This is a genomic window from Streptomyces sp. NPDC015032 (genome assembly GCF_043080425.1).
Lineage (GTDB): Bacteria > Actinomycetota > Actinomycetes > Streptomycetales > Streptomycetaceae > Streptomyces.
The window spans coordinates 1-16,396 of the sequence record NZ_JBIBVN010000049.1 but is presented as its reverse complement, the minus strand read 5'-3'; the positions used below and the strand labels follow the sequence as shown (position 1 = coordinate 16,396).

General features: G+C 69.5%; 14 protein-coding genes and 1 tRNA gene. 9 read left to right on the top strand and 6 right to left on the bottom strand.

The window, feature by feature from the left end; all coding sequences use genetic code 11:
• Nucleotides 1-5 precede the first annotated feature (5 nt).
• The 9 genes from ACF08M_RS36935 (at nt 6) to ACF08M_RS36895 (ending at nt 8,606) form a co-directional block, all read left to right on the top strand.
• On the top strand, nt 6-1,124 hold the full coding sequence (locus tag ACF08M_RS36935) for an inositol-3-phosphate synthase (protein WP_392189676.1): 1,119 nt from the start codon (nt 6-8) through the stop codon (nt 1,122-1,124).
• Nucleotides 1,121-2,194 (top strand): SCO3242 family prenyltransferase, encoded by a 1,074-nt coding sequence (locus ACF08M_RS36930; protein ID WP_392189675.1) that lies wholly within the window; start codon nt 1,121-1,123, stop codon nt 2,192-2,194. The genes ACF08M_RS36935 and ACF08M_RS36930 overlap by 4 nt, the downstream gene beginning before the upstream one ends.
• Complete coding sequence (locus tag ACF08M_RS36925; RefSeq protein ID WP_392189674.1) at nt 2,191-3,048, top strand: sugar phosphate isomerase/epimerase family protein; 858 nt, start codon at nt 2,191-2,193, stop codon at nt 3,046-3,048. Before ACF08M_RS36930 ends, ACF08M_RS36925 begins: the two co-directional genes overlap by 4 nt.
• A 24-nt stretch (nt 3,049-3,072) precedes the next feature.
• On the top strand, nt 3,073-3,741 hold the full coding sequence (locus ACF08M_RS36920) for an EboA domain-containing protein (protein ID WP_392189673.1): 669 nt from the start codon (nt 3,073-3,075) through the stop codon (nt 3,739-3,741).
• A complete protein-coding gene (locus ACF08M_RS36915) occupies nt 3,741-4,589 on the top strand; it encodes a TatD family hydrolase (RefSeq protein WP_392189672.1) in 849 nt (282 codons plus the stop codon). Before ACF08M_RS36920 ends, ACF08M_RS36915 begins: the two co-directional genes overlap by 1 nt.
• Nucleotides 4,590-4,593: 4 nt before the next feature.
• A complete protein-coding gene (eboE, locus tag ACF08M_RS36910) occupies nt 4,594-5,769 on the top strand; it encodes a metabolite traffic protein EboE (protein ID WP_392189671.1) in 1,176 nt (391 codons plus the stop codon).
• Nucleotides 5,766-7,172, top strand: coding sequence for an alkaline phosphatase family protein (locus tag ACF08M_RS36905; protein ID WP_392189670.1), 1,407 nt, complete (start codon nt 5,766-5,768; stop codon nt 7,170-7,172). The genes eboE and ACF08M_RS36905 overlap by 4 nt, the downstream gene beginning before the upstream one ends.
• Before the next feature lie 31 nt (nt 7,173-7,203).
• Nucleotides 7,204-8,235, top strand: a complete 1,032-nt coding sequence (locus ACF08M_RS36900) for a sugar phosphate isomerase/epimerase family protein (RefSeq protein ID WP_392189669.1) — start codon at nt 7,204-7,206, stop codon at nt 8,233-8,235.
• A 283-nt stretch (nt 8,236-8,518) separates the two neighbouring features.
• Nucleotides 8,519-8,606: transfer RNA gene (locus ACF08M_RS36895), tRNA-Leu, on the top strand.
• A gap of 362 nt (nt 8,607-8,968) precedes the next feature.
• Here the strand turns inward: ACF08M_RS36895 and ACF08M_RS36890 are convergent.
• From ACF08M_RS36890 to ACF08M_RS36865, 6 genes are all read right to left on the bottom strand, one after another.
• Nucleotides 8,969-10,179 (bottom strand): IS3 family transposase gene (locus ACF08M_RS36890; protein WP_392189668.1). Its coding sequence is split into 2 segments (ribosomal slippage): nt 8,969-9,888 and nt 9,888-10,179, totalling 1,212 coding nucleotides; the frame shifts between segments, so codons are not numbered across the junction.
• A gap of 559 nt (nt 10,180-10,738) precedes the next feature.
• Nucleotides 10,739-11,440, bottom strand: a complete 702-nt coding sequence (locus tag ACF08M_RS36885; RefSeq protein ID WP_392189667.1) for a hypothetical protein — start codon at nt 11,438-11,440, stop codon at nt 10,739-10,741.
• Nucleotides 11,437-13,695 (bottom strand): hypothetical protein, encoded by a 2,259-nt coding sequence (locus ACF08M_RS36880; RefSeq protein WP_392189666.1) that lies wholly within the window; start codon nt 13,693-13,695, stop codon nt 11,437-11,439. Before ACF08M_RS36880 ends, ACF08M_RS36885 begins: the two co-directional genes overlap by 4 nt.
• Nucleotides 13,696-13,749: 54 nt before the next feature.
• Complete coding sequence (locus tag ACF08M_RS36875; protein ID WP_392189665.1) at nt 13,750-14,568, bottom strand: hypothetical protein; 819 nt, start codon at nt 14,566-14,568, stop codon at nt 13,750-13,752.
• 102 nt (nt 14,569-14,670) lie between these two features.
• Nucleotides 14,671-15,330, bottom strand: a complete 660-nt coding sequence (locus ACF08M_RS36870) for a Crp/Fnr family transcriptional regulator (protein WP_392189664.1) — start codon at nt 15,328-15,330, stop codon at nt 14,671-14,673.
• 784 nt (nt 15,331-16,114) lie between these two features.
• Nucleotides 16,115-16,396, bottom strand: a 282-nt coding sequence (locus ACF08M_RS36865; protein WP_392189663.1) for a hypothetical protein, incomplete at its 5' end; no start/stop codon positions are given.

Sequence of the window (16,396 nt, the reverse complement as noted above, 5' to 3'; positions counted from 1 at the left end):
AGCCCGTGACAGCACCCGCCGTTCGCACCGGAGTCTGGTTCATCGGAGCACGCGGCTCCGTCGCCACCACCGCCACGGCGGGGTGCGCGGCGGTCGCGGCGGGGCTCCACCCGGCGGCAGGCATGGTCACCGAGACCCCGCCGTTCGCCGACAGCGGGCTGCCCCCCGTCACCTCACTGGTCTTCGGCGGACACGACACCATCGGCTGTCCACTGCCCAAACGCGCCGAGGCCCTGGCCGCCGGGGGAGTGCTGCCGCACGGCCTGCCCGCAGCCGTGCGCTGCGAACTCGCCGCCGCCGACGCGGAGATACGGCCCGGCGGCCCACTGCCCGGCGACACCCGCGGCGACGAGGAACTCATCGCCGCCTTCGCCGACGACCTCGTCGACTTCGGGCAACGCAACAGCCTGGCCAGGACCGTCGTGATCAATGTCGCCTCCACGGAGCCCGTTCCGGCACCCGGCGAACGGCGGCTGCCCGCAAGCTCGCTCTATGCCGCGGCAGCCCTGCGGGCCGGCTGCCCGTACATCAACTTCACCCCCTCCACCGGGCTGCGCACCCCCGCCCTCCAGGACACCGTCGCGGGCTGCGGACTTCCTCACGCGGGCCGCGACGGCAAGACCGGCCAGACACTGCTCCGCTCCGTACTCGCCCCGATGTTCGTGCAACGCGCCCTGCCCGTGCGGGCCTGGTCGGGCACCAACCTGCTGGGCGGCGGGGACGGAGCGGCGCTGGCCGACCCGGATGCGGCCGCGGCCAAGAACGCGGGCAAGGAGCGCGTCCTCGCCGACACGCTGGGAACGGCGCCCGAGGGCGAGGTCCACATCGACGACGTGCCGGCCCTCGGCGACTGGAAGACGGCCTGGGACCACATCGCCTTCGACGGATTCCTCGGGGCCCGCATGGTGCTCCAGACGACGTGGCAGGGCTGCGACTCCGCGCTGGCGGCACCCCTGGTCCTGGACCTGGCGAGGCTGGTCGCCCGCGCTCACGAGAAGGGACTGACCGGCCCCCTGCCCCAGCTCGGGTTCTACTTCAAGGACCCGGACGGTGGTCCGGCCGCGCTCTTCGAGCAGTACGGGGAACTGCTGGCCTTCGCCGACCGGCTGCGGGGGGAGAAGTGACGCTACGGGCCTGGGCGGAACTGCTGCGGGTGTCGGCGCTGTTCACCGTCCCCGGCGACGCGTTCGCCGGAGCGGCGGCGACGGGCCGGCGCCCCGACCGGGGCACCGTGCTCGCCGCCGGTGCCTCGCTCTGCCTGTACGAGGCGGGCATGGCGCTCAACGACTGGGCCGACCGCGACGAGGACGCCGTCGACCGCCCGCACCGGCCGATCCCCTCGGGACGGATCGCGCCCGGCGCCGCCCTCGCGGCGGCGGGCGCGCTGACGGCCGCCGGCCTGGGCCTCGCCGCCCGGGCGGGCCGCCCCGCCCTCGCGGTCGCCACGGGGCTGGCGGCGACGGTCTGGGCGTACGACCTCCGCCTCAAACACACCCCGGCGGGGCCCGCGGCGATGGCGGCGGCACGAGGACTGGACCTGCTCCTCGGCGCCGCTGCCACGGGGGCCGCGAAACGGACGACGCACCGGGGTCCGGCTTCGTCCCCCGGGCCGGATACCGCTTCGGCCCCGGGCCCTGGTCCGGGCGCCGCCGAGGCCGTGCGCGGCCGCGTACGCGGGGCCCTTCCGGCCGCCGGTCTGGTCGGCGCGCACACCTACGCCGTGACCGCCGTCTCCCGGCACGAGGCGCAGGGCGGATCCACCACCGCCCCGCTCGCCGCGCTCGCGGCCATCACCGCGCTGGGCGCCGCGACCCTGCGCGAGCGGCGCGGCCGCGGCCCCGGGGGCGCGACGGCGGACCCGGGAACGGGCGCGACGCCGGCCACGGATCGCGCCAGGACGGCAGAGGTGCTCCGCCCGCACCCCACCCGGACAACCCCGACCTCCACCACCACCCGCCTCCTGCGCGCCGCGCTCACCGGCACCTACGTCCGTACCGCCGCCGGGCCCCTCCTCCACGCCGCCCTGAACCCGTCCCCGCCGCTCACCCAGCGCGCGGTCGGCGGCGGCATCAGGGCGATGATCCCGCTCCAGGCCGCCCTGGCCACCCGCGCCGGAGCCGCCGGATCCGGGCTCGCCGTCATGGGGCTCGTCCCGCTCGCCCGCACTCTCGCCCGGAAGGTGAGCCCCACATGACGATCCGCCTCGGCTACGGCACCAACGGACTCACCGACCTCCGCCTGGACGACGCCCTCGGGCTCCTCGCCGACCTCGGTTACGACGGCGTCGGCCTGACTCTCGACCACATGCACCTGGACCCGCTCGCCCCGGATCTCCACGCCCGCACCCGCCGGGTCGCGTCCAGGCTCCGGGAGCTGGGCCTCGACGTCACCGTCGAAACCGGCGCCCGCTACATCCTCGACCCCCGCCGCAAGCACGGCCCGTCCCTCCTGGACCCGGACCCCGAGGCCCGCGCCGCCCGCACCCGGCTGCTCGTCCGGGCCGTCGCCATCGCCGCCGACCTCGGCGCCCACGCCGTGCACTGCTTCAGCGGCATCGCCCCACCGGACACCACCCCCGACACCGCCTGGCAACGGCTCACCGGCTCCCTCGCCCCCGTCCTGGACGCCGCCGACCGCGCCGGCATCCCCCTGGCCATCGAACCCGAGCCCGGCCACCTCCTCGCCGACCTCGCGGGCTTCCACCGCCTGCGCGTCCTCAGCGGCGATCCACCACCGCTCGGACTCACCCTCGACATCGGCCACTGCCAGTGCCTGGAGCCCGCCCCGCCCGCCGACTGCGTGCGCGACGCCGCTCCCTGGCTGCGACACGTCCAGATCGAGGACATGCGCCGGGGCGTCCACGAACACCTCCCGTTCGGTGACGGCGAGATCGACTTCCCGCCCGTACTCGAAGCGCTCGACGCCCTCTCGGACACCGGCTACCGAGGTCTCACCGTGGTCGAGCTGCCCCGTCACTCCCACGCCGGCCCCGAACTCGCCCGCACCTGCGTCGAGTTCCTCCGCAAGCACAGCCCGTCGAGCCACTGAAACCGCGAAGGGAGCAACGACACCATGCCGATGACCCCGACGAACGCCCCGCTGCTGACCCGCAAGGAACTCGACGCCAGGCTCGGCGGAGCCGCGCGCGCCTGGCTCGACGAGGCCCTGGCCGAAGCCGAACACGCCGCCGCCCACGAGGACACCGAGCAGCGGCCCGGCAGCCCGTACGCCGTGCCGCCGTGGGAGCTTCGGTACGCCGCCGCCGGCCGGCACTGCGGACTCGAACACGCCGACTCCGTACGCGCCCTGCTGCTCATCGAGGCCCGGGCCGCACTGCCCGCCCTGACCCGGCTCTACGAGCAGGGAACCGCCGCCGAACGACGCGCCGTCCTGCTCACCCTGCACCGGCTGGACGTCGGCCCCACCGCCCTCCCGCTCGTCGAGGACGCGCTGCGCACCAACGACACACGGCTGATCGCGGCAGCCGTCGGCCCGTACGCGGCCGCCCATCTCGATGCGCACAACTGGCGCCACGCCGTTCTCAAATGCCTCTTCACCGGGGTCCCCGTCGAGGCGGTCGGCCGGCTGGCACGGCGCTCGCGCGGCGACGCCGAACTCGCCCGCATGCTCGGCGACTTCGCGGCCGAACGCATCGCCGCGGGCCGCGGCGTCCCCGCCGATCTCACCCGCGTCCTCGCCCTCACCACCCCCGGCCCTGCCGCCCCCACGGAGGAGTCCTGATGCGCATCTTCGACCCCCATATCCACATGACCTCCCGCACCACGGACGACTACCAGGCGATGTACGACGCGGGCGTCCGCGCCCTCGTGGAACCCTCCTTCTGGCTCGGCCAGCCCCGCACCTCGCCCACCAGCTTCTTCGACTACTTCGACGCCCTGCTCGGCTGGGAACCCTTCCGCGCCGCCCAGTACGGCATCGCCCACCACTGCACGCTCGCCCTCAACCCCAAAGAGGCGAACGACCCCCGCTGCACCCCCGTCCTGGACGCCCTGCCCCGCTATCTCGTCAAGGACTCCGTCGTCGCCGTCGGCGAGATCGGCTACGACTCCATGACCCCGGCCGAGGACACCGCTCTGGCCGCCCAGCTCCAGCTCGCCGCCGACCACGGCCTGCCGGCCCTCGTGCACACCCCGCACCGCGACAAGCTCGCCGGTCTGCACCGCACCCTCGATGTCATCCGCGAATCCCACCTCCCGCCGGAGCGGGTCCTGCTCGACCACCTCAATGAGACGACCGTGAGCCACGCCCTGAACAGCGGCTGCTGGGCAGGCTTCTCCATCTACCCCGACACCAAGATGGACGAGAACCGCATGATCGCGATCCTCAGGTTCTACGGCCCCGAGAGGATCCTGGTCAACTCGGCCGCGGACTGGGGCAGAAGCGACCCGCTCAAGACCCGCAAGGTGGGGGACGCGATGCTCGCCGCCGGGTTCAGCAACAACGAGATCGACCTGGTGCTCTGGCGCAACCCCGTCGCCTTCTACGGACAGAGCGGCCGCCTCCAGCTCGGCGTCGCCGCGCCGGAACCACTCCACGAGGGCAACTCCATCCTGCGCGGTGGGGAGTGAGGCGATGCGCTTCCGCCATCCCGACGGCTCCACCGTCCACCTCTCGTACTGCACCAACGTCCACCCGGCCGAGACGCTCGACGGGGTCCGCGCCCAACTCCGCGACCACTGCGAACCGGTCCGCAGACGGCTCGGCCGCGACCGCCTCGGAATCGGCCTCTGGCTGGCCGGGGACGCCGCCCGCAGCCTGATCAACGACCCGTCCCAACTGCGGTCCCTCCGTGCCGAACTGGACCGCCGTGGTCTGGAGGTCGTCACCCTCAACGGCTTCCCGTACGAGGGGTTCGGCGCCGACGAGGTCAAGTACCGGGTGTACAAGCCGGACTGGACGGACCCCGAACGGCTCGCCCACACCACGGACCTCGCCCGGCTCCTGGCCGGCCTGCTCCCCGACGACGTCACCGATGGAACCATCTCCACTCTCCCGATCGCCTGGCGCACCCCCTTCGACTCCGACGCCGAAGCCGCCGGAGCCGCACACACCGCGCTCACCAGCCTCGCGGAGCGCCTCGACGCGCTGGCCGAGCTCACCGGAAAGTCCATCCGCATCGGCCTCGAACCCGAGCCCGGCTGCACGATCGAGACCACCGCCGATGCCATCGGACCGCTCACGGCCGTCGGACACCCCCGCATCGGCATCTGCATCGACACCTGCCACCTGGCCACCTCCTTCGAAGACCCCGGCACCGCCGTCGACGCGCTCGACGCAGCGGGCATCCCGGTCGCCAAGGCCCAGCTCTCCGCCGCACTGCATGCCGAACACCCCCACCTCCCCGAAGTACGCGCCGCACTCGCCGCCTTCGCCGAGCCCCGCTTCCTCCACCAGACCCGCACCCGCACCGCCGCCGGGCTGCGCGGCACCGACGACCTCGACGAGGCGGTCACCGGCCGGGCCCTGCCCGACGGCGCCCCGTGGCGCGCCCACTTCCACGTGCCCCTCCACACACCCCCGGCCCCACCGCTCACCTCGACCCTTCCCGAACTCCGGTCCGCGCTGACCCGGCTGGTGGGCAGTGCGAGGCCCCTCACCAGGCACCTGGAGGTCGAGACGTACACCTGGCAGGCACTGCCGGCCGCACTGCGCCCGCGTACCCGCACCCAGCTCGCCGACGGCATCGCCGCCGAACTGACCCTCGCCCGCGACCTCCTGGTCGACCTCGGCCTCAAGGAGCTCCCGTGACCGCAGCCGAGCAGCCCACCGGGCCCACGGCACCCACCCCGCTCCTCGTCATCGACGTCGTCGGCCTGACCCCGCGACTCCTCGACCACATGCCCCACCTCAAGGCCCTGGGGAAGTCCGGCACCCACGCCCCCCTCGGCACCGTGCTCCCCGCCGTCACCTGCGCCGCCCAGTCCACCTTCCTCACCGGCACCACCCCCGCCGAGCACGGCATCGTCGCCAACGGCTGGTACTTCCGTGAGCTCGGCGACATCCTGCTCTGGCGCCAGCACAACGGACTGGTCGCCGGAGACAAACTCTGGGACGCCGCCCGCCGCGCCCACCCCGGCTACACCGTCGCCAACATCTGCTGGTGGTACGCGATGGGCGCCGACACCGACATCACCGTCACCCCGCGCCCCGTCTACTACGCCGACGGCCGCAAGGAACCCGACTGCTACACCCGGCCACCCGCCCTGCACGACGAACTCACCGAGAAACTCGGCACCTTCCCCCTCTTCCACTTCTGGGGCCCCGGCGCCGACCTCGTCTCCTCCCGGTGGATCATCGACGCGACCCGGCACATCCTCGGCACCCGCCACCCCGACCTGGCCCTGTGCTACCTCCCGCACCTCGACTACGACCTGCAGCGCTACGGCCCCGACGACCCCCGCTCCCACCGGGCCGCGGCCGATCTCGACCGGGCCATGGCCCCCCTCCTGGACGACGCCCGGCACGAGGGCCGCACCGTCGTCGCCCTCTCGGAATACGGCATCACCCGCGTCGACCGGCCCGTCGACATCAACCGGGCCCTGCGCCGCGCGGGCCTCCTGGAGGTCCACACCCAGGACGGCATGGAATACCTCGACCCGATGGCCTCCCGTGCCTTCGCCGTCGCCGACCACCAGCTCGCCCACGTCTACGTACGCCGCCCCGAGGATCTCGAAGCGACCCGCGCGGCCCTACAGAACCTCCCTGGCATCGAGCAGCTCCTCGACGACGAGGGCAAGAAGGCCCACGGCCTGGACCACCCCCGCTCCGGCGAGCTGGTCGCCGTCGCGGAACCGGACTCCTGGTTCACGTACTACTACTGGCTCGACGACGCCCACGCGCCCGACTTCGCGCAGCTCGTCGAGATCCACCGCAAACCCGGCTACGACCCCGTCGAACTCTTCCTGGACCCCCAGGACCCGTACGTCCGGGTCAAGGCGGCCACGGCGGTCGCCCGCAAGAAACTCGGCATGCGCTATCGCATGGCGGTCGTACCGCTGGACCCGTCACCTGTTCGCGGCAGCCACGGCCGCCTTCCCCCGAGCGACGAAGAAGGTCCGCTCATCCTGTGCTCCACCCCCCACGCGTTCACCGGCCCCGTCCGGGCCACCGAAGTGAAGTCCCTGCTCCTCGGGCTTGCCGGACTGCACTGACAAACGTCGCACCCCCAGAAGGAGTTCCACCATGAGCCGCCGCACCCCCGTCGACGCCGAACTCGCCCACAAACTCAGCCGGCGCTCCATGCTCGGCGTCGCCGCCGGAGCCACGGCCGCCGCGCTTCTCGGCGCCGCCGCCCCGACCGCCACCGCCCTGAGCAAGCCCCACGGCGGCCCGCTGCTGCCGCCGGGCCGCCTGGGAATCCAGCTCTACACCCTCCGCGACAAGGTATCGACACTCGGTTTCGACAAGGTCTTCGCCGAACTGGAGGCGTACGGCTACGACGAGGTCGAGTACGCCGGCTACACCCAGGGCTCGGCCGGTGCCCTCACCCTCGCCCAGCTGGGGCAGCTCACCCGTGACCACGGGCTCAAGGGCATCGGCAGCCACGTCGGCTACTACGACAACAACAACGCGAACGCCTACACCTTCGCGCAGAATCTCACCAAGGTCCTCGACGACGCCCAGGCCCTCGGCCTCAAGCACATAGGCACCGCCTCCGGACCGTTCCGCTACGGGTCGACCGTCGACGCCTGGAAGCGCGCCGCCGCGGACTTCAACACCTACGGCGCCGCGGCCAGGGAACGCGGCATGAAGTTCTACCAGCACAACCACGCCGATGAGTTCTCCTTCGCCACCGACCGGCCGGACGTCCGCCTCTACGACGTGCTGCTCGCCGAGACCGACCCCGGCCTGGTCTTCCTGGAGATGGACATCTACTGGGCGTACGTGGGCCAGTTCCGGTTCGGCAAGCGGGCGGACGGTACGCCCGACACGTTCGACCCGCTGCACTACGTACTGAAGCAGCCCGATCGCTACCCGCTCTTCCACGTCAAGGACGGCGAGCACGACGCCGCGGCCCGCGACGGCTACCGCATGGTGGACGTCGGGGACGGCGACATCGACTACCAGAAATTCCTCGACGCCGTCACGAGGACCCACGGCGGACGCCGCGACCACCACTGGCAGGTCGAGCACGACCAGCCGATCATCGACTCCTTCACCACGGCCCGTCGCTCGGCCGCCCACCTCCACACACTGCGCCGCAAGGGCTGCTGACCGGCCCATGTACGACGGCTCTCCCCGCTGCGGGCGGGGAGAGCCGCGGTCGTTCGTATCCCGCGAAGCCCGGCCGGACGGCCTCCCGTCCGACCGGCCACGGATTCGGGCACGGTGCGTACAGGCGGCGGCACGGATCGTGCGCACGTCCGGGTACGGTGCGCCGGACCGGGCCGAGACTGGCCGCCGCACCGCACTGACCACCGGAAACGCAGGTGAGAGGCACCCCGAACCCCTGGTATTGTTTTCCATGTCGCCGCGGGAAACCGGGGCCGACCACCTGGTCCGGGTGGCGGAATGGCAGACGCGCTAGCTTGAGGTGCTAGTGCCCTTTATCGGGCGTGGGGGTTCAAGTCCCCCCTCGGACACCAGTGGGATGTTCACGAGATCGTCCCGTTCTCATTCACGAGTTACCGGTTGAATCCTTAGGGATCACCGGTAATTCGTCGTTCATGGGGCCTTCGGGCCCTGCGGTCGGCTTGGTGAGGCGGTGGTGCCGTGACGATCACGCCACAGCCACGTCTGTCTCCGAGAACAGAGCATGCCTGGGTAACGGTCAGTGACCGTCACCCAGGCATGTGTGGTTTCCGGCGCTTCGGGCCCCGTGGGGCCTCACTCAAGAGGGGGCGGCTCGGAGGGCTCCCGGGTGGCCGGAATGGTGGCCGGCGAGCTTTCCGTGACTGGCGCCGAGGGGCGGTTGGGCGCGGGCCTTGACCCCGAAGTTTGAACACGTCTATGCGGCTCGGGTCAGGGTAGTTGATGTTGTGTGGAAGGCGTCCTCGTAGGCGAGCGGGGATCGCTGGCCGAGGCGGGAGTGTCGGCGTCGGGTGTTGTATCGATGGAGCCAGCGGAAGGCGTCGAGTCGGGCTTCGCGCTCGTTTGACCAGCCCTTTCGTCCTTTCAGCGTCTCTCTTTTGAAGGTTGCGTGGAACGATTCCGCAGCGGCGTTGTCCGCGCTGCTGCCGATCGCGCTCATGCTCTGACGGACACCGGCGAGGCGGCAGGCGTCGGCGAAGGCCCGACTCGTGTACTGGGCTCCGTGATCGGTGTGCATCACGGCTCCGGCAAGGCTGCCGCGGGTCCGGATCGCGGCGGCGAGGGCGTCAGTGACGAGTTCGGAACGCATGTGGTCGGCGATCGTCCACCCGGCCAGACGTCGTGAACACAGATCGATGACGGTCGCGAGACAGCAGAACTTTCCGCCGCCGACGCTCAGGTAGGTGATGTCGCCGACGTACTTCGTGTTCACTTCGGTCGCGGTGAAGTTGCGGCCGATCAGGTCCGGCGCCTTCACTGCGACCGGGTCGGAGATGGTGGTGCGATGACGGCGCCTCAGGCGGACCCCTTCGAGGCCGATGGTCCGCGTGATTCTCGCGACGCGCTTGTGGTTGACCACCTGGCCGCCCTCGTCGCGGAGCTCGGCGGTGATCCTCGGGGCGCCGTAGGTGCCGTCGGAGTCTCGGTGGACCGTGCGTATCCGGGCCGCAAGGCGGTCGTCGGCGGCCTGGCGGGCCGCCCGGTCCGGGGCGGTGCGGCGCCAGTAGTAGAAACTCGAGCGCGCGATCCCCAGGATCGAGGACAACCGCTTCACGCCGAACCGGCGCTGGTGATCGTCAACGAACTGGCAGCGGTTCACCAGCGCGTCTCCCCTGCGAAATACCGAGCCGCCTTGCGGAGAATGTCCCGCTCCTCCTCGAGCTCCCAGATCCTCTTCCGTGCGGCGGCCAGCTCCGCCTGAACCGTGTCACTGTCAGGCTGCGGCGCCACCGCGGGTGCGGAGTGGGCACCGGGGCGACGTCCGTCGGCGGCCCGGATCCAGTTGCGCAGCGTCTCGGTGTTCACCCCGAGGTCCGCAGCGACCGACTTGATCGTCGCTCCCGGACGGGACTGGTACAACGCAACAGCGTCCGCCTTGAACTCGGCGGGGTAGTGCTTCATCCCCACAGGGACTCCGTTCTCCTGGACCATCAAGATCCAAGTCTCTCCGGTGTCCAAACCCCGGGGTCAGGGCCCCTTGGCCTGCTGCCCTCGGGGTGAGCTCCTTGGGCCGACGGAGCAGCCGTAGCGTTTCGTCGTCCCAGCGCACCGAGGTGTGCAGGTCATTGCGGAAGTGGACCGCGCCGCGCTCGGCGACCTTCCGGGCCGGGTGGGAGACATCGGCGTCGAGCACCACCCGGTTCCGCGCCCAGAAACGTCCCTTGGCCCTGTCCTCATGGACAGGGCCAAGGCGTCTGTGTGTTTGCGGAAGGCTCAGGTCATGGGCGTCGGTCGGTCGGCTCGTCCTTCCTGGGCGGGGCGAAGGGTGACCGAGCACTGGATGCCTGGTCGGGGGTGGTGGCGGCTTGGTGGCCGTGGAGCCGATAGACCATTTCGTCGGGACAACGGTGCAAGCGTGCCCGGCGCCAGGCAGCGTCATACGACAGAGGGGTTGCACTGCGCCGTTGAATGAGCAGGGCTCGGAAGCTGGCCAGAGGGGCCAGCAGTATTCGCCACAGGACGAGCTTCATGGATGCGCCCTTCGCAGCGCCCCCTCGGACCCATGCATGTCCACCCGCGCGATGCTGCTGGGCAGGCTGCCGCCGTTGAGAGCCTTGAGGGAGTCGGACAGCACGAGCATGGCTTGCTGTCGCTGCTCGATGTCCGTGAACCCTTGGCCGACCTGTTCCCATTGCTGCAGGAGCGGGAACCACCAGCGGTCGCAGGAGCAGATCAGGCGAGCAAGGCGCTGGAGTTCGGCAACGTGTTCATTGCCCAGAGCGTCGGGGGCATGGTGCTCAAGTTGATCCAGGACGACGAGGTCGGGGTGATCGTAGAGGTTCTCCTTCAAGAAGCGCAGGCGGCGGATGCGTTGTTCGTCGGCCGCTTGCTGTGCCAGTAGCTCCTGTGCTGCGCTGGGCAGACCGAGAGCCGCGGAGACGTTCAGCAGGCAGTAGTTCGAGGCACGACGAGGCAGGCAGCCGAGGGCGGCGTTGACGGCGTCCTGTGCGGCGGGCACGTCCGAGGCTCCCAGACCCGCCGCTCCCTCGGTGGCCGTGGCATGCACAGCTGTGCGTACGGCCTCTTCCACGTTGGGAGGCACACGCCAGAGCGGGCGCCAGGTGATCGTGAACACGGCCTCGAACGCGATGCCCTCGGTGGCACTGGGCAGAAGACGCGGCTGGATAGACGTACTCGTGCGGACTGCGCGGCGCCATGGCCACCTCATACGAGGTTCTCTTCAAGCGGGAAGACCGTGTGCAGACGGCTGTCGACGAGGTGGTTGTAGAAGTCGTCAGCCACGCTGACGCCCTCAGCGGTGGAGATGCCACGCAGCTCGTTCATGAGTTTCATGCCAGCCTCGAACATGTTGTGGCCGCGCAGCGCCGGCAGGAGCTTTTCACGCAACTGTGTGTAGGCGCTGGGATCGCCGGCACAAGAACGGATCCAGTCCGTCAGACGCGAGATGACTTCAGGGGCGGTGTCCGAAGAGGACAACAGGTCGTGGACGGCTCGCTGTACGTCGATGTCCGTGGGAGGGGAGCACACGAGCCACGGCGTGCCGTCGCGGCGGACGGTCATCAATGCGAGGAAGGCCAGTGCGCCGCTGCGTGCAGAGACCTTGCCCTGTTGCCAGCCGTGGACCTCGCCGGCCAGCCGCTGGGCCACTGTGGGGTGTTGGACCAGAGCGTCGAAGGCATCCAGGACTTGACTGACTACGGTGTCGTCGGTGTTCTTGTGCGCGACGCGGCGCAGGCGCACCATTGCCCGCTTGGCCAGAGATGCGGCGACGGAGGAGTCATCCAGGATGCGTCGGCACAGTGCAATCACGGTGGGCGCGTAACTTTTCTGCTCAGCCCACCCATAGAGTGCCTCCCATGCCAGGCGTCCGACGTGTTCGTTGCGCACGGCGCTTTCCATCACCGCACCGAGCACCTTTGGCTGACTGCTGCCGACGAGTTCGCCCAGTGTCGTGAGGTAGCCCACCGTTCCGTGCCGCACGGTGAGTTCGGCCAGCGCGGCCACTGCGTGGTCTTCCGGGTCGGCGTTTTGGGCTGTTGCGACGAGCCAGGTCAGCAAGGGCTTGCGCATGACGTCATAGTTGTCCCAGACGTACTCCAGTACCGCGCGTCCGTAGGCGGGCCGGTCGAAGACCACTGTGTCCTGCATGTCGACTCGGCCCCCGACATCCTGGATACGCCGGCGCATGCCCCGTCCGGCCAGTGCACTGAGGGTCGGTGAGAATCCTGGTGCTGGGCTTGGAGCTTTAGGGGTGTCTCCGATGGCTTCCAGCAGAGCGGCTGCACTGCGCGCGACGACGGGCATGGGCGCGGACTGCTGCACGGCCAGGGCCAGCAGCAGACAGCGGTCCTGCACAGTGAGTGAGGGGTTCTCGTGGGCGTGCAGGCTGTTCATCTCGCCGAACCGCACGTCGAGTTCACCGCGCCAATCGGTCAGCGCCGCGATAATGCGTTCCTCAAGCGTGCTCTGGGTTTCGCCCTCGCCGTCGGTCTGTACGAGCGACTGCTGGGAGCTGGTGTGAGTGTGTTCCTTCCAAGTCATCGCCACGGCGTGCGCGGCTCGCACGGCGGCCACCGCGGTCAGTCCGCGCAAGGAAGCGGTGGCCTTGGGTAGGGAACGCAGCGATGTGACCAGCTGGCCGTAGCCGTGGGCGTCCAGATGCGTCTCGACCACGTCCTGGGCATCGGGCGCCTCGCGCAGACGAACCACTTGGATGCCGTCACGATCACTGAGGCGGTGATCCTTCCACAGGTCCTGTGCCACGGTCAGCGCCAGATAGGAACGGCAGCCCCGGAGGTGGGTGGCGTGTTCCGACAACGCGTTGAGGAAGTCGGTCGATACCTGATCGTTCTCCGGGTGCTTGAGGTCAAGCTGGTAGGCGTGCGCCTTCTCAAGCGGCAGACGGCCCTTGCTAGGGGTCTTCCAGTCCGCATCCAGCTTGACCACGGTGGTGGTGTCAGTAGTGTGCTCGGCCAGCAGTCTCAGAGCGAGTGTTGTGGAGCCGTATGAGCGGGGCGCGACAATGATGATCACGGGTTGGTAAGGGCGGCTGGTAGCAGGATCGATGATCTGCTCCCAGACCGTTTCCCAGTGAGTGCTGCGAGCGAACGGCTGGTCGAGCAGCCGCTCGCGGCTTTGTTTGACACCCTCCAGTAAGTCCCGCTTTCGGGTTTCCAGGATCAGCTGTTCGATGACGTTGGCGACGACGTCGGCTCCCCCGTACACGTTCGTCGCTGCACCGTTGGTTTCGTGCACGCGCGGCGTGGGTGGGACAGGATCCGGCGACGGGGGAGCGGGGGAGGGGGATGGGTCGTCAAGGTTCGCGTCCGGCCGATCGGGAGCGCCAGCGCCAGGACGCCATCGCTGCAGCCAGCTGCCGGAGCCGTTGGACTGGTTCTCGCCGGCCTCGCTGGTCGGCGGGGTGGTGTTGGAGCGGGTGGCGTCGAAGGGTACGTCAGACATGCGGGAACTCCAGGGTGACTCTGGGAATAACGGCAGGGCGGGCGGACGGACGCCTCACCGCTGGCGGCGGTCAATCCGCAGGGTTTCGATGACGTTGGCGATCGTGGGGTCGTTGACCTGACCGTGGAACTGGAACGTGCCGCCGCTGCTGCTGGCAACCGGTGGCGCCAACGCATCGCTCGGCTGTGCGGTAGAGGAGGGAGCAGTAGCCGGCGATGCGGCGTCGGTGAGGTAGGGGCGTACGGCCCGTCCGGTCATGCCCGGCACGTGGACCCGGCACGGCTGCTCGAAGCCGGGCTTGTCGCTGACGCGGGCAACCGCCTCAAGGAAGTGGTGTGGGCCCAGATCCGGCGTGCGGCCTGCGTGGACGGTGCGCTGGCAGACGGTCTCGGAGAGCGCGGCCGCGAGGAATGCACCGCTGTCCTTCGCGGCGAACAGCGCTTGGCGAGTTGCCTGGCTGTTGAGCAGTCGGTTGGTGTCGTTGATGGCGTTACCGCGGTGGTCGGGCAGGGACAGGGGGCCGACGTGCACGCTGGCTCGCAGTCGCAGGACGGGACTGCTGGCCAGCCGCTGCTGCTCGTAGCGCACCAGCGCCGCATTGAGCCGGCCCAGCAGCGGATCCACGAGCCGGGCCAGTACCGAGGGCGGGAAAAGCAGGATCGCCCCGTCGCCGCTGTCCTTGTAGCCACCAGGAAGTTCTTGCGGATCGGGCAGCTGACATTCGGCGAGCACGGTTGCCACGATGTCGTCCACGTCGCACCGCGCGGGGGCCATCTTTGCCTCGGGGATCTGGCTGTACTCCTCCATGTCGATCGCCACGAGGGCGAGTTCAGCGGGCATAGCCAAGGGTTCTGAGTACAGCGGCGCATCCATCGGGCACCGTCCTTTCAGCGCAGGCGGTCAGGAGAGTGCCCATGTTGATCGGGGGGCGCGCCCGCCGCTGCCCAGTAGTGGGCATGCCGTAAGTGCGACCTGTCACGTCTGCGTACGTGCGTGCGACTGAATCGCATGGATGTCGCGAACAAGGAGCCCGCCACCGGAGGTGGTGCGGACCCAGTCCTCCTCGCGCCAGGGCTTGAGCGCGTTGACCACCGCATTGCGGGAAGCGCCGATCATCTGAGACAGCTCTGTCTGTGTCAGACGCACGGTGAGCTCCGAGGGCGAAGTGGATGCGGCTTCGACCAGTCGGCACAGGGCCGATGCCAGGCGTAGTGGCACGGACGCGGTGGCCAGTTCAAGCCGCACGGCCTCCGACTCCCTGACTCGGGCAATGGCATGGCGCAGTAGTGGGGTGAGCAGGCCATGCTCGTCCACGAAGGTGAGAAAGGCGGTGGCCGGAATGATGTGGATATGACAGGGCTCAGCAGCGATGACCGTGGCAGTGCGCGGCTGAGAATCCAGAACGGCCAGCTCTCCGAGCAACTCGCCGGCGCCGCGAACGGCGAGGAGCGCCCTTTCTCCGCAGTCCCCGGCGAGGGTGATCAACGCTGATCCGGATGCCAGCACGATGACGTGTGTTGCTGGATCTCCCTGACGCAGCAGCACACTTCGAGCGGGCCGGATGCGCTGCGGTGCCAGCGCCTTCAGATGTGCCCAGAACTTGTCACCGATCACCGTGGCATGCGGCTGATACACACGTCCCCCTGCTGCGTGGCCCCAACACACTTAGGTGATCGTCTCAACTGACCAGAAAGCAGCTCAATAGGCAGATTCCAGCCACCAGTAGGGCTGCTAGCGCAAAATCGACAGCCAGACGGACCGCTCGGAGTTTTCTGTCTGCCAGCCAGGCGAGCACCCACAGACGGTGGGCCTCGACCTGCCGTTCAAGCTCCCCGTGCGCGGCCGCGCTCACACCAACCCCGCGGTGCACGGCCGCCTCCCGTACCAGCACTGCATGTAGTCCCGATCTTGGCATTGCAGGCCGCAGGGCGAGCAACGCAGCTCCTATGGCGACCATCAGCAATAGGCACGTCAGTACTAGGGAGAAGGACCCGATCAAGGGCATGTCATCTGCGCCTGACAGCACAGCCACACATGCAGCCAGCAACCCACCGGCTATTCCGCACAACGCCGTTGCTTTCGTGTCTGTTCGCTGTACCTCGACGAAGGCGCGCTCAGCATGGCCTTGTAATCGCTGCACCTCTGCCGGAATGCCACATGGCTCCTGCATACCGTCCACATCCTCCGCAGCCGTTGTCTTGTCACTAGCCAGACTGCTCGCAGTCGCGACGGAGGGTTGCCTACCGCAGGGCACGAGGAGCGCTAGGTCCCTCACTCTTCGGCTCTCGAGGGGAACCATAGGGGCGGAGCCGTCGAGGCGCTGCGGACATGGAGCCGAGCGGTCGGGTTCGACGCCGATGCAGACGGGTGTGATCTCCGCGAGGCGTCCGCTCAAGGCGAACCGCGCCCAAGCTGCAGCTCATCTTGCGAGCAAGGGACGCGTGCGGCCGACCACTTCAGCGGGTGCGCGAACGGCAGCTTCCGCCACTGCCTGGCCGGTGTAATGCTCACCTAGTTCTGCCAGCGCATCCAAATCTCGGCCGGTCATCTGGTCATCCCGCAGGGTCTCACCCAGATAGACCCACTGCCGCTCATTCAGGTCCCCCGGGCGTTTCCCCTTGATCGTGGACACCCTGATCATTGGATCGTGAAGATCCATAGGACGGGAGTTCCCGTTGGGGACATCGAAGTACTCGCCTGA